At 37.5% G+C, this 13,765-nt stretch carries 18 protein-coding genes; 17 read left to right on the forward strand and 1 reads right to left on the reverse strand.

Annotated features, from left to right (window positions below; all coding sequences use genetic code 11):
- The first annotated feature begins 117 nt into the window (after positions 1-117).
- The 15 genes from comGA to FD44_RS08455 all read left to right on the forward strand — a co-directional run bounded on the left by comGA (position 118) and on the right by FD44_RS08455 (position 11,668).
- Entirely contained in the window at positions 118-1,092 is a 975-nt protein-coding gene (gene comGA / locus FD44_RS08390) for a competence type IV pilus ATPase ComGA (RefSeq protein ID WP_010620726.1), read from the forward strand.
- Complete coding sequence (locus tag FD44_RS08395; RefSeq protein ID WP_010620727.1) at positions 1,046-2,077, forward strand: type II secretion system F family protein; 1,032 nt, start codon at positions 1,046-1,048, stop codon at positions 2,075-2,077. Before comGA ends, FD44_RS08395 begins: the two co-directional genes overlap by 47 nt.
- Positions 2,077-2,373: a competence type IV pilus major pilin ComGC gene (gene comGC, locus FD44_RS08400; protein ID WP_010620728.1), complete on the forward strand. Its 297-nt coding sequence runs from the start codon at positions 2,077-2,079 to the stop codon at positions 2,371-2,373. Before FD44_RS08395 ends, comGC begins: the two co-directional genes overlap by 1 nt.
- The gene (locus FD44_RS08405) at positions 2,351-2,797 is read left to right on the forward strand and encodes a prepilin-type N-terminal cleavage/methylation domain-containing protein (RefSeq protein ID WP_010620729.1); all 447 of its coding nucleotides are present in this window, start codon (positions 2,351-2,353) and stop codon (positions 2,795-2,797) included. Before comGC ends, FD44_RS08405 begins: the two co-directional genes overlap by 23 nt.
- Positions 2,775-2,987, forward strand: coding sequence for a hypothetical protein (locus FD44_RS08410; RefSeq protein WP_029327632.1), 213 nt, complete (start codon positions 2,775-2,777; stop codon positions 2,985-2,987). Before FD44_RS08405 ends, FD44_RS08410 begins: the two co-directional genes overlap by 23 nt.
- A complete protein-coding gene (locus FD44_RS08415; protein ID WP_010620731.1) occupies positions 2,980-3,408 on the forward strand; it encodes a competence type IV pilus minor pilin ComGF in 429 nt (142 codons plus the stop codon). Before FD44_RS08410 ends, FD44_RS08415 begins: the two co-directional genes overlap by 8 nt.
- Complete coding sequence (locus tag FD44_RS10530; RefSeq protein WP_155801560.1) at positions 3,405-3,569, forward strand: hypothetical protein; 165 nt, start codon at positions 3,405-3,407, stop codon at positions 3,567-3,569. The genes FD44_RS08415 and FD44_RS10530 overlap by 4 nt, the downstream gene beginning before the upstream one ends.
- A gap of 99 nt (positions 3,570-3,668) precedes the next feature.
- Positions 3,669-4,694, forward strand: coding sequence for a class I SAM-dependent methyltransferase (locus tag FD44_RS08420; RefSeq protein ID WP_010620732.1), 1,026 nt, complete (start codon positions 3,669-3,671; stop codon positions 4,692-4,694).
- A 17-nt stretch (positions 4,695-4,711) separates the two neighbouring features.
- Positions 4,712-5,899 carry an acetate/propionate family kinase gene (locus FD44_RS08425; RefSeq protein ID WP_010620733.1) on the forward strand — a complete coding sequence of 396 codons (1,188 nt, stop codon included), beginning with the start codon at positions 4,712-4,714 and terminating at the stop codon, positions 5,897-5,899.
- Between the two features lie 201 nt (positions 5,900-6,100).
- Complete coding sequence (locus FD44_RS08430; protein ID WP_010620734.1) at positions 6,101-7,471, forward strand: amino acid permease; 1,371 nt, start codon at positions 6,101-6,103, stop codon at positions 7,469-7,471.
- A gap of 132 nt (positions 7,472-7,603) precedes the next feature.
- Positions 7,604-8,212 carry a metallophosphoesterase gene (locus tag FD44_RS08435; protein WP_029327634.1) on the forward strand — a complete coding sequence of 203 codons (609 nt, stop codon included), beginning with the start codon at positions 7,604-7,606 and terminating at the stop codon, positions 8,210-8,212.
- A gap of 1 nt (position 8,213) precedes the next feature.
- A complete protein-coding gene (locus tag FD44_RS08440) occupies positions 8,214-9,596 on the forward strand; it encodes a bifunctional metallophosphatase/5'-nucleotidase (protein WP_010620736.1) in 1,383 nt (460 codons plus the stop codon).
- 11 nt (positions 9,597-9,607) lie between these two features.
- The gene (locus FD44_RS08445; RefSeq protein WP_010620737.1) at positions 9,608-10,231 is read left to right on the forward strand and encodes a YutD family protein; all 624 of its coding nucleotides are present in this window, start codon (positions 9,608-9,610) and stop codon (positions 10,229-10,231) included.
- Between the two features lie 14 nt (positions 10,232-10,245).
- Positions 10,246-11,031: a TIGR01457 family HAD-type hydrolase gene (locus FD44_RS08450; RefSeq protein ID WP_010620738.1), complete on the forward strand. Its 786-nt coding sequence runs from the start codon at positions 10,246-10,248 to the stop codon at positions 11,029-11,031.
- Positions 11,024-11,668, forward strand: a complete 645-nt coding sequence (locus FD44_RS08455; RefSeq protein ID WP_010620739.1) for a TIGR01906 family membrane protein — start codon at positions 11,024-11,026, stop codon at positions 11,666-11,668. Before FD44_RS08450 ends, FD44_RS08455 begins: the two co-directional genes overlap by 8 nt.
- A gap of 21 nt (positions 11,669-11,689) precedes the next feature.
- On the opposite strand, the gene FD44_RS08460 is transcribed toward FD44_RS08455, so the two are convergent.
- Complete coding sequence (locus FD44_RS08460; RefSeq protein WP_010620740.1) at positions 11,690-12,343, reverse strand: VTT domain-containing protein; 654 nt, start codon at positions 12,341-12,343, stop codon at positions 11,690-11,692.
- Between the two features lie 174 nt (positions 12,344-12,517).
- Here FD44_RS08460 and FD44_RS08465 point away from each other — a divergent pair, with 174 nt between their 5' ends.
- Both FD44_RS08465 and FD44_RS08470 read left to right on the forward strand, forming a co-directional pair.
- On the forward strand, positions 12,518-13,099 hold the full coding sequence (locus FD44_RS08465) for a peptidylprolyl isomerase (protein WP_010620741.1): 582 nt from the start codon (positions 12,518-12,520) through the stop codon (positions 13,097-13,099).
- A gap of 19 nt (positions 13,100-13,118) precedes the next feature.
- Positions 13,119-13,502, forward strand: a complete 384-nt coding sequence (locus FD44_RS08470) for a CvfD/Ygs/GSP13 family RNA-binding post-transcriptional regulator (RefSeq protein WP_010620742.1) — start codon at positions 13,119-13,121, stop codon at positions 13,500-13,502.
- Positions 13,503-13,765: the final 263 nt, after the last annotated feature.

A 13,765-nucleotide genomic window follows, 5' to 3' on the forward strand; every position in this document is an offset into this window, starting at 1 on the left:
ACAGGAAAAAGTATAGAACCGAATAAATCACGATTAAAACACTTCTTGTTTAACGACAAGAAGTGTTTTTTTGTTTGGTTTACGTATTTATCTATGAAGAGGAAAGGAAGTGTCAGGATGAACACGCATAAGCAGGCTGCAAGCTACTTGAACATAGCCATCAAACATCGTAGCTCAGATGTCTTTATTTTGCCTCGAAATGGTGAGTACATTATTCAAGATCAACGAGGGAATGGACTAATGGATTTAGGGATGCTACCCGCATCAATTGGAACTCAATTAATTGCTTATTTTAAATTTCACGCCAACATGGCGATTACTGAAAAAAGACGACCCCAACTTGGCTCAATGCAGTACAGATATAAGAATACAGTTATTAATTTGCGATTATCCACTGTTGGAAACTATTTAAACGAAGAATCACTGGTGATTAGGCTTATTTATCCGATAGCCTTAATTAAGCAAGAATTCTTGTTTAAAGAGCAAGAGGATTATTTATTGGAATGGCAAGAAAGAAGAGGACTGATCCTTTTCGCTGGGCCTACAGGATCGGGGAAAACAACATCAATTTATCATTTAACGAAAAGAATTTGCCAGCATAAATTAGTTTTAACCATTGAAGATCCAGTTGAAGTGACGGAGCCGTCTTTTTTACAACTTCAGGTAAATGATGATGCCCAAATGAGTTATGACGATCTAATAAAGGTTGCGTTACGGCACCGGCCAGATATTTTTATTATTGGAGAAATTAGAGACGCCGAAACGGCCTCTGCAGCTGTTCAAGCAGCACTAAGTGGATATTTAGTCTATAGCACGATTCATGCTCAATCTGCGCTGGGGGTTCAACAGCGACTCGTGCAACTTGGCATTAACCGTGAATTATTAACACAGGCCCTAACTGGAGTTGCTTACCAGCGATTGATACCAGTTAAATCAGGTAAAATGAAAGCTTTATATGATTTATGGGGTTTTAACGATTCCAGTGTTGTTACGGATATTGGAATGACAGAAAAATGGGAAAAATATCTTAAAAGGGGAGTTAAGGGTGGCGAAATCTCAGAAGACGTCTTTAAACAGTACAAAGCAGGCTAAATGGAAAGCCGAGGAGCAAGCAACCTTTATCACGTTGTTATCTGATTTACTAAAAGTTGGATTTTCATTAAAGCAAGCAATTAATTTTTGTGAAGTGATGGTAAAAAGGCATCAAAGGGATGTTCATCAAATTGGAATTGCATTAAGTGATGGCAAGACCTTCTCAGCCTGTACGAGGCCCTACTTTTCAAATGATTTATTGACCCAAATTGAAATTGCTGAAAGTAATGGTCAGCTTGTCATGGTTTTGGGAGAGATGAGCAAGTTGTTGAGGCTTAAGCTGAACCAGTTAAAAAAGATAAAAAGTTTATTGACATATCCGCTGATTTTACTTGGATTCTTGATGATGCTCCTTATTTGTTTGCAGATCTGGGTTTTTCCAGCAATAAAGGGGCTTGCACCAGACAAGTCATCCCAAGTCCAACCAAGAATGCACTTTTTGATAATAACGGGGGTGTTGCTTGGATTCTTGATAATCTTGATCCTGTTTATCACACTGAAAAAATTGAATCTCCTAACCCGACTTAGAATCTTTACACGTGTGCCAATTCTGGGAAAAGTTGTACAAGATTATTATCAGTATAATTTAATTTTGAATTTAGCAATGATGATGAAAAGTGGACTGGGACTACAAGATATATTAAAAATAACCAATCAATTTAATTCAGATACCTTTTTGTACCAACTAGGATCTAAGGTTTCCCAACAAGTAGAAAAAGGCAGAGATATATCGTTAGTTATCCAAGATGACAGACTGATTCCCTTTGAGCTACTGGTGTTTGTCAGCAAGGGGGAAACAGGCAAGCAATTGAATGAAGATTTATTTATGTATTCGAAACTTAAGTATCATCAGTTAGTTGAAAGAATTGAAAGAGCTATTACCCTAATTCAGCCACTTTTGTTTGGGATAGTGGGGTTAATGATTGTTGGCATATATTTGAGCTTATTGCTCCCAATGTATTCGACTGTAGGAGGAATTGAATAATGAAAAAACGAGAAGGATTCACGCTTATTGAAATGGCGATTGTACTGTTCATTATTTCGTTATTAATTTTAATTGTTGTTCCCAATATTAGTTCACAGAGAAATCATGCCCAACAAGTTCATGCTCGTGCAATGAGAACGGTTGTACAGACTCAAATTGATATGTACCTAGACGAAAGTGATGCAAGTTTGGTGACCTATCAGGTCCTAGAACAAAAAGGCTACTTAACAAGCAAACAAATCAGTGAAGCAAAAAAAGAGGGGATTTCAATTCATGGCCAAGAAGCACTCCAGTGAGAGAGCTGGATTCACGCTTATAGAAATGGTCGTTGTATTGGGAATTACGACCTTATTTTTAATGATTGGAACATTTGGTTCAAGAATGATTGCCGGTCGGACGACAAAAATCGAAGAATCATTCTTTGTAAACTTGAGGGATGAATGGCAATCTGCTCAATTTAAAGCAAAAGCAAGTCAGCAACCATTAATCATAAGAATTGGGGATAATCGGACGGTTTCGTTTACCTGTGATGGGAAAAAAGATGTGATTAAAATACCGACAACTCTAAGTCTGCATTCAACCTATTTATTAAAGATGAATTCAAACGGTAATATTAGTCCGACGACAATTGATTGGTATTCAACGGTCGGACCAGCAAGCTACCGTCAAACGGTTCAAATGGGATGGGGGTTATACCGTGTTAATCGTAAAGTTGAATAAAAAGGCGGGGTTTGTGCTTGTTGAAGCCTTGGTAGGCTTGGTTATTGTGACAACAACGACGGTTACTTATTTAACGATTCATCAATTGATGTCTGAGCAAGAACGCCAAAGTATTCGCAATTTGACACAAACTCGAAAAAGATTTGAAGAACACCTTCTAAAAGATGGGATTTCTAGTCATCATGAATAATAGAAAAACGAGGAATGGTTTTACGATTATTGAAGTGGTTATCGCACTTGTTGTCTTAAGCCTATTGGTTTTAACAATACAAGTTGCGTTACCAATGTTGCGGACAAATAAGGACGAAACACTTTCATGGTATTACACGCTATCAGAGCTGGAAGAAAATCAGAAACACTTTAAAATAAGCAAGATGTATACAAATCAAATCTACTTAAAGGATGACCAGGATCAAACGCAATATGTATTAAAGCAGAATAGACAATCACTGATACTTTCAACAAATGATGGCGGGTATATTCCATTGATGGATGATATCCGCCTAGTTCAATTTTATAGTGGCAAGGGAAAAACGGTTGAAATGAAGGTACATACTAAAGATGATCAAGTTTTTCGGGCCCGACTGAACATGGAGGAGAGCGTATCATGAAAAATCAGAGAGAAGGGTCAGCCATGATGATTGCAATTTGCTTTATGACGATTGTAATGGCTATTTTAGCTTTTCAACTTTTGGGTTACGCTCAACGTCAAAAGTCATACCATTATTTGGTTGGAAATTATGAAAAAAAGATTGAACAAATGAATAAATAATAATGAAAGCCTATTCAAATTCACAAACTTTGCTTGAATATCAGGTCAAATCTCTGTAAGATGTAATGGTGTAAGAATAGATCAATTCATGATGAAGGGATGCTGAAGATACTGTCTGAAAATGAAAGTGAAGCTTTATTTAAGGTGATGGATCAGAGCATTGAAATCTTGCAGGATGAGTTGTCTACATCATATATTGATGCGCTAATAGAAACTGGAGACAATCTAATTGAAAAGAACGTTCAGGTTGAGGATGGAAAGCCAAGTACCACTGCGGTAACTAAGCTAACGACTCTATACCAATCGATTGATCTCAGTCAGTTAGACGCTTCGACAATTCGAAGAGCAATTCAATATTCAATGTTGAAGGTGACTCAAAAAGATACTATTCAACCAAACCATCAACTCACACCTGATACAATTGGCATGATTATTGGTTATTTGGTAACAAGCCTATTACCACAGTCATCGGAACTCGAAGTTCTGGATTTAGCAGTTGGAACTGGTAATCTAATGACAACCGTCATTAATGAATTAATTGGGAATTCAATTCCAAAAGTTAAGGGAATTGGAGTCGACAATGACGATACACTACTTGCTATTGCCCAAATAAGTGCTAATTTACAAGGACTTAATTTAGCACTATATCATCAGGATTCCCTTGGTAAGCTTGCATTCGGTAAAAGTGACGTTGCTATTTCTGACTTACCGGTTGGATATTATCCGCTTGATGAAAATGCTAAAAAGTACACAACGAGTGCGAACGATGGGCACTCATATGTTCATCACTTGCTCATTGAACAATCAATGTCCCACGTCAAAGACGGCGGATTTGGAATATTTTTGGTGCCAACCAATCTTTTCCAAAGCGGTCAAGCAAAACAATTATTGAAGTGGATGCAAGGGAGCGCTTATTTACAAGGTTTTCTTAATTTACCTAAGGCACTTTTCTTGAACGATAGTGCCCAAAAATCAATTCTAATTTTACAGAGTCATGGAGACGGTGCATTGCAAGCAAACAAAGTAATGCTTGGTGAATTTCCATCTTTCAAGAATCAGGCTCAATTCAAAAAGTTCATGGGTGAAATATTAGAATGGGAACAACAAGATTTATTTAAGAAGTAATAAAGGAGAATTTAATAATGGGAAAATCAATGGCGGTTAATGCAGGTAGCTCAACTTTAAAGTATAAATTATTTCAAATGCCAGAGGAAAGTGTTATTTCGAGTGGGTTAGTTGAACGGATCGGGCTCAATGACTCAGTTGTTACTATTAAATATGGTGACGGCAAAAAGTTTGAAGAAACATTGAACATCAGCACCCACGAAGAAGCAATTCAAATTATGTTGGATCAATTGCTTAAACTTAATATTATCAAGGATTACAACGAAATTACGGGTGTAGGACACCGAGTGGTTGCGGGTGGGGAAATATTTAATGATTCTGTTTTGATTGATGATAAAGTTATTGATCAAATTGAGTCATTAGCTGAGTATGCCCCATTGCATAATCCAGCTGAAGCAATGGGTATTCGTGCGTTCAAGAAAATTTTGCCTGATATTCCTAGTGTTGCAGTCTTTGATACCTCGTTCCATACAACGATGCCTGCTGTAAATTACATGTATGCTCTTCCATATGAGTACTACACGAAGTTTGGAGCTCGTAAATACGGTGCCCATGGGACTAGTCATCGATACGTTTCTCAAAGGGCTGCTGAAATTTTAGGCAAGCCTTTGGAAGATCTTAAGCTAATTACCTTGCATATTGGAGCTGGTGCCTCAATTACTGCAATTAAGAATGGTAAGTCTTTCGATACGTCTATGGGCTTTACGCCATTAACAGGGATTATGATGGCAACCCGGACTGGTGATGTTGATGTTTCGTTGATTAGCTATTTGATGGAAAAATTAAACATTACAAAGATGGATGATATGATTGATATTTTAAATCATAAATCTGGCCTAATTGGTGTGTCTGGCGTTTCTGCAGATATGCGTGAGGTCGAAGCAGTTCAAGCTGACAATAAGCAAGCTAAATTAGCACGTGATATGTACATTCAACGAATTGTTCGATATGTAGGTGAGTACGTTGCTGAGCTTGATGGCGTTGACGCAATCGTATTTACTGCCGGTGTTGGCGAGAATGATTTCACTATTCGCCAAGAAGTTGCCGATAAACTTGACTACTTTGGTATTAAAGTCGATCCAGAAAAGAATCATATTCGTGGAGTCGAGCGAGACCTTAGTGCTGCTGATGCAACAGTTAAGACACTTCTGATTCCAACTGATGAGGAATTAATGATTGTTCGTGATATTGAAAGATTGAAATAGAGAATGATAAAGGATGTCAGTTTTACTGGGATCCTTTTTATTTTCATTTTAAGTTGAAAAATATTCATCTTAAAATATTAAAGATGAAGAGTATTGAATTAACGGGAATCTGCGTCAAATCAAAAACGAGTCTCTCCGACTGGTATTGGAGAAACTAAGTGGATTTGTTTATAATTAATCCAACGGAAAGGGGCAACCCAGGTGAATGAAAAGAAGCAACAAGGTGAAAAAGAACTTTCAAGAGGATTAAAAGGACGACACGTCCAATTAATAGCGTTGGGTGGCACAATTGGAACTGGTTTATTTCTTGGTGCTGGTCAATCGATTCATTTGGCAGGTCCGTCGATTATTTTGGCGTATTTAATTACAGGAATAATGTGTTTTTTGCTGATGAGGGCCCTTGGTGAGCTCTTATTGTCAGATTTAAAGGCACATTCATTTATTGAATTTATTTCAAAATATTTAGGAGAAACATGGGGATTCATTACCGGCTGGACGTACTGGGTCTGTTGGCTTACCATTGCAATGGCAGAATTAACGGCTTCAGGACTCTACTTGCAATTCTGGTTTCCGCATTTACCGGCGTGGGTCACTGGGTTAGTCATCCTGTTAGTTTTACTGATGATAAATTCAATCACGGTTCGTGCCTTTGGTGAAACGGAATTTTGGTTTGCGATTATCAAAATCGTAGCAATCATTGGATTAATATTGGCAGGAATCTATATGGTTTCTGTCGGATTTAAAACCCCAGTTGGACACGCTGAAATTGGGAACCTTTTTAAGGGTGGATTTCTTGCAAATGGTGCAAAAGGATTCTTCCTGTCATTCCAAATGGTTTTATTTAGTTTTGTTGGAATTGAAATGGTGGGGATGACTGCTTCTGAAACACAGGATCCTACCCAAATTATTCCAAAGGCAATTGATGATATTCCATTCCGAGTCATTCTCTTTTATCTAGGATCATTATTAGCCCTAATGTGTATTTATCCCTGGCAATATATTTCACCAAATCAAAGCCCGTTTGTACAGGTGTTTTCGGCTATCGGCATTAAATCGGCCGCAGTTATCATAAATTTTGTTGTCTTAACGGCTGCTGTATCAGCATGTAATAGTTCATTATTTACAACTGGGAGAATGTTATTCTCGCTGACGTACCGGGGGGAGTCAAAGATAAGCCATAAGCTCAGTAAGCTGTCTAGGACTCAGGTGCCTGGTAATGCAGTGCGATTTTCCGCAGTGGTCATTGCAGCTTCTCTTTTATTAAACCTATTTATGCCTGGCCATGTGTTCACATTCATTTCAAGTATTGCAACAACTTGCTTCCTTTTCATTTGGGGATCAATTATGCTGGCACATTTAAAGTTTCGCCGTGCACAAAAAGGTAAGGTCGGAAAATTCTCGCTTCCTTTTTCACCCTATTCAGATTACTTAGTTCTCTTATTTCTCATAGGAGTGGGGATTGTATTAGTGCTGAAAACGGAGACTTTAATTGCACTGATTGGTTCTATCATCTGGTTAATTGCACTGTGGGCTTTCCATAGCTTAAAAAGCAGGAAAAAGGATACAATATAGACCAATTAAATTTATTACGGCTCTCAAAGTGACGAAAACTTTGAGAGCTTTTTATATTTAGATAACTAATGTAGGATGGAGAATGATAGAATTAAAATATAATCAGGTAAATAAGTCAGAGAGATGAATAAGTTGATATTTTTTACGTCAGATACACATTTTTATCATAAGGATCTTCTGGGAATGAATGATTTCGCACCTAGGCCATTTCTAACGGTGGAAGACATGAACGAAGAGATCATTCGAAATTGGAACAGTCGAGTAAAGCCAACCGACACCACTTATCATCTGGGAGACGTTGCGCTCTATTTTACGCATCCGGCTTCGAAGTCGAACGAGGCAGTTCTTCAAATTTTATTGCAACTAAATGGTCGGATTATCTTTATCAAAGGGAATCATGATAGTCGTGACTTTTTTAAGTATTTAGATAAAAATAATGTTGAGGTAAATGGCAAACCCAAATTTGAGTTTCATGATGTGGGGGTTATCGTCAAATATGATCATCGACAGTATTATTTAACACATTATCCAATGATGCTTGGTATTGTTAATCAAATTATTAACTTACATGGTCATATTCATCACTATGCAGTGCCAATTAAAGAAAACTTGAACGTTGGAGTTGATTCTCCAGAGCTTGACTATTTAACTAAAAAGATTCCTTTTGGAACACCACTTTCGACATCAGATATTGAATTGATGGTTGAACGCAAATTTGAAGATTTTAAAAAGAGGCATTGAGATGGCAGACAAGGTTAAAATTTTACACATAAATGATCTTCACTCCCATTTGAATAAATGGCCTAAGATTCGCAGATTTATCGGACAAAAAAAGGCGCAATTTCAACGTGAAGGGAACTCCGTGTTCACCTTCGATATTGGGGATGCGATGGATAGAGTGCACCCGCTTACGGAAGCAACAGATGGTCAAAAAAATGTAGAATTGATGAATGAAATAGGTTTTGATGGTGTGACCATCGGCAATAATGAGGGCCTTGGCAATACAATGGATCAATTAAACCATTTGTATGATTATGCTAATTTTGATGTTATTTTAGGAAATCTATTAACCTTGAATGATAGAAAGCAGCCATCTTGGGCAAAAGATGGTAAAATTGTAAAAACCAAGGGCGGTACAAGAATATTAATATTAGGGTTAACTGCGCCATACATGGACACCTATCCTAAGCTTGGATGGCGAACAATTTCAGTTGAAAAAATGTTGCCATATTTGTTAAAAAAATTTGAGGGACAAGCTGACTATGTCATATTGCTTTCTCATTTAGGACTTAATGTCGATCAAGCCATTGCTAAGCAATTTCCACAAGTGGGATTGATTATTGGCGCACATACCCACCATTTGCTCGTGCATGGGCAGCAAATTGGTAACTCACTACTAGCGGCCGCCGGAAAATATGGTGAGTACGTAGGTCAAGTTGATCTAGTATTTGATGATAATCATAAGTTAATTTCAAATAAAGCGACGGTGACACCCGTTGAGGGGCTGGTTGCTGCTCCTGCAGATAAAGGCGAAGTGGCACATTATTCCGCTTTAGGGGAGCAAATCTTATCCGAACAGTCAGTTGCAAAATTGCCATCAGCAATGGAAACAAGCTGGACAGGGTATTCTCGAGTGATTGGGGAAGGTTTATTAGCAATTCAGGAATTTACGCATACGAACGCGGCCATTTTGAATAGTGGCCTGTTCTTAACAAATCTTCCTGCAGGTGTTGTCAACCGAAATGATATTCATAAATTACTTCCACATTCCATTCACGCAATGAAGGTCACGCTTTCTGGATATGATCTCTGGCGGTTAATCAGAGAAATGGAAAAGAATCGAAACTACCTTCTCCGATTTCCGATTAAGGGGATGGGCTTTAGAGGAAAAGTGTTTGGTGCGATTGATTATTCGGGAATAAGTTATGAAGAAGATTCTAAGGCTGTATTATATCGAAACTCACCAATCTCGCCGATGGAAACGTATGAGGTAGGGATGGTAGATAATTATTCCTTCATTCCGTACTTTCCGACCATTGAAATCGTTGGAAAAAATGAAATTTTCTCAAACTTTGTCCTACGGGATGTCTTTTCTCAGTATTTAGCAGAACACTATCCAATATAAGGAGGTACCTCATGGATCGAAAAACAATGGAAGAATTGGTTGCTGAGCAACGGTCTGAACGCAAGCCAATGGCAAATATCAGTAGAACCGATGAAACACATTTTTCAATTAATAATCACGAATATGAGCTTGTATCCGACCCAGAGCAAACTTTTGATGAGCATGAATTCATTGATCGTTTTTCAACGGCACTCAGTCGGTACGATTATATTGTTGGTGATTGGGGATTTGGACAATTACGACTTAAAGGATTTTTGGCAACTTCAAAGAACAACTCTAAAAGTGAGCAAATTAGTGCTCTTCAGGATTACTTGTTTGAATATTGCAATTATGGTGCCGGTTATTTTGTTCTTTACAATAAGGACGCCAAGAGCACAAAGAGCACTAGTCGGAGAAACCGGAAGCCCGCAAATAACCAACACAAAACGAAACAAACAAATGAGACTCATCGTGGCGGGACAACTAAGAGTCACGCTAATCACCAAAGAAGTCGCACAAGAAGGAAAAAACCATATGTACGGGAACGTGTTTCGTCTGTTGGCAAACCCGTTACAAAACGGGAAAATAAAGTAGATTCTTCAGGACAAAGTAGTCATCGCCACTTTGTTATTCGGGAAAAAGAAACTCAAAAATAATGGAGTGAAGCTTAGTGTCGAAACAATATAAAGGATATTTTATTGATTTAGATGGAACCGTTTATGCAGGAAAGCGTCGAATTCCAGCTGCTAAAAGGTTTGTGGAGCGGTTACAACAAACGCATACGCCTTTTTTATTTGTAACCAATAACACAACGAAACTACCAAGGGATGTTGTCCTAAATCTTGCTGAAAATCATGATATTCACGTGACGGAAGAAAATGTGTACACTGCTGGGTTAGCTACCGCTGACTATTTAGACGATTTGGCCAGCAAGGAAAATCGAAAAGCATACATAGTCGGTGAAATAGGGCTTAAGCAAGCATTATTGAGTAAAGGATTTACGCTTGAGAACCGAAATCCCGATTATGTAATCGTCGGGTTAGATTCCGATGTCACGTATCATAAGTTTGAATTGGCAACGCTCGCGATTAGAAATGGTGCAAAATTTATTGGAACTAATTCCGATTCGAACATTCCCAATGAGCGTGGCATGTTACCAGGTGCGGGATCACTTGTTAAAATGGTTGAGTACACAACACAACAACAAGCACTGTATATTGGTAAGCCTGAGCCAATTATTATGAAAAATGCGTTGAAGAAGGTTGGGTTAGACAAGTCTGAAGTGGTTATGGTTGGCGACAATTATTTAACGGATATTTCTGCAGGAATAAATGTGGGGATGGACACTCTCTTGGTTTACACGGGTCTTTCAACGAAAAGCCAAATCGCTGCAGTTGAAAAGAAACCAACATATGAAATTGAATCACTAGATGATTGGAATCTTGCTAATGATTAATAAGAAAAGGCTTTTGCATTGGTTATTTATCGTCATTTTAATTTTATTCATGATTAGTTTTTCAATTTTTTTGACGGTTAATAGCGTTTGGTTGTTTAGATTCATTCTCCATTACCGTCACATTCCTGAAGCACTGGGATTATCTACCCGAAAGATTGTCAAGAATTATCACCAACTCTTAGTGTTTTTACAGGTACCGTGGATTAGTCTAAATATGCCAGATTTTCCAACCTCATTTAGTGGCTTACATCATTTTGAGGATGTCAAAAAACTAATACTATTAAATAATTTTGTCTTACTAGTAACAGTTTCTCCAAGTGTTTATTACATCAAGCGGCTTTTTAAATTGTCTAGATTGTGGCTATTAGACTTACCATTTCGGATAGCGGCAGTTGTTCCAATTGTTGTTGCTGCAATTATGTCGGTAAATTTCAATGCCTTTTTTATTAAATTTCATGAGGTGTTTTTTAGAAATCAGGATTGGTTATTTGATCCACAAAAAGATCCAATCATTTTGGTATTACCGGAGAGTTTCTTTTATCTTTGTTTCGCGCTTGCGTTTATCATTTTCGAGCTTGAATTATTGATTATTTTGATAGCCATTCGAAGGCAAATAAAAAAGGCTTCTGCTGATTAAATTCAGTAGAGGCCTTTTTGCTTACTTAGTTTGTGCTGCAGAATTCAACTTACCTTTAACGAAAGTGTAAACTGCTGGAACGAGTGAAACAAGGATGATTCCGATGACGACCATGGAAAAATGATCTTTTACGAAACTGATATTTCCAAAGAAGTAGCCGGTACCACAAAATAAAATCACCCACGTAAAAACAGCTGACAAATTATACTTAACGAAGTGACGGTATGTAAACCCTGAACCGCCGGCAATGAAGGGAGCAAATGTACGGATGATTGGCATAAATCTTGCTAAAAAGATGCCAATGATTCCGTGTTTATCAAAAAATGACTGTGCATCATGTAGCTGGTCTTCCTTGATGAATTTTTTGAACCAAGGGTACCGTTGAAGAATAATTGAAGCCTTTGATCCAAGAAAATAGTTCAAGGAATCTCCAACTGCGGCAGCAATCAGGAACAAACCGATAAATAAGCCAATATCCAATTTATAAGTAGGATTTGCTGATAAAGCCGCTGCTGCAAATAGAAGAGAATCACCTGGAAGGAAGGGGAGAATAACTGCGCCGGTTTCCACAAAAATAATAACGAATAAAATGATGTAGGTCCAATTGCCAAAAGTGTTAACAATATTGACCAGGTGAGCATCAATGTGAAGAATAAAGTCTATTAGTGTTGCCATGTCGATTCCTTTCGTAAATACTTAATTGATTCATTGTATCAAATTAGACATATTATATTTAATATCAGACACAATTTTATGAATTCTTTACTGATTCCGGATTATGTCATTGCAATTGGATGGGCATGTATGAAATAATAAGGCTTGATTAATAATGACAGAGGAGTTTTTAGATTGTACCCACAATTAGATTTAGATAATGCAAAAGGACCAAAAGTTAAGTTACAAACATCAATGGGTGATATTCTGATTCAACTATTTCCCGAGCAAGCACCCAAAGCCGTTGAAAATTTCATTTCCCTCGTAAAAGTTGACTATTATGATGGTGTTATTTTTCATCGTGTCATAAGTGACTTTATGCTTCAGACTGGTGATCCAACTGGTACCGGTATGGGCGGTGAAAGTACTTGGGGAAAGCCATTTGAAGATGAGTTTTCAAAAGAGCTTTACAATATTCGTGGTGCTGTGTCGATGGCTAACGCTGGACCTAATTCTAATGGCAGTCAGTTTTTTATTGTTCAATCTAAGGCAATGACTGATACGATGCTAGATCAAATGAATGATGCAGGTTTCCCAGAAGAAATTGTTGATCGTTATAAAGCTGGTGGAACGCCATGGCTTGATTTTCGTCATACCGTTTTTGGACAAGTTCTTTCTGGGATGGATGTTGTTGATGAAATTGCCAAGCTCAAAACTGATGAAATGGATAAGCCACTTAAAGAAGTTTTAATTAATAAAGCAACTGTTGTTGATTAGTATTTACGAGGTTTTTGATATGAAATTAAAAATTGGATCAAAGGTTAAAGGCAAAATTACCGGAATCCAACCATATGGTGCGTTTGTTGATATTGGTTCGCATAAGCAAGGACTAATTCATATTTCTGAATGCCATCAAGGTTTTGTTAAGGATATTCATGACTACTTGAAGGTTAATCAAGAAGTTGAAGCGTTGGTTCTTGATATTGATGAGTACACCGGGAAAATATCATTGTCTTTACGAGACACAGATTTAGATTCCGAAAATAGTGAAGCCGCTGCAAAGCACAAAGTATATTGGACTAATAGGACGTATCATACGGGGTTTAAACCAATTTCGGAAAGAAGACCGAAGTGGAAAACCGAAGCGTTGAGAAGTCTTAATAGTCGAAACTGGAGTTAAGCATTTGTCGTAGAATCAGCATGATGAATGTTATTTTGAATATTCAGCCATTTTTATTAAAAAAGTTGTTGACAGAGTTTTAGGAAATTGGTAAGCTTAATAGCGTTGTTTGGAAATCCGACACACATTGTGACACGGATGAATAAACATACAAATATAAAAAATGCTTGACTATATATTGAACTATATGATAAGCTATTAGAGCTGTTCACGTAAGAAATATAAAAGTTGACAGTAGATCTTTGAAAACTGAACAAAGTTTC

The organism is Secundilactobacillus malefermentans DSM 5705 = KCTC 3548 (assembly GCF_001436395.1).
GTDB classification, from domain to species: domain Bacteria; phylum Bacillota; class Bacilli; order Lactobacillales; family Lactobacillaceae; genus Secundilactobacillus; species Secundilactobacillus malefermentans.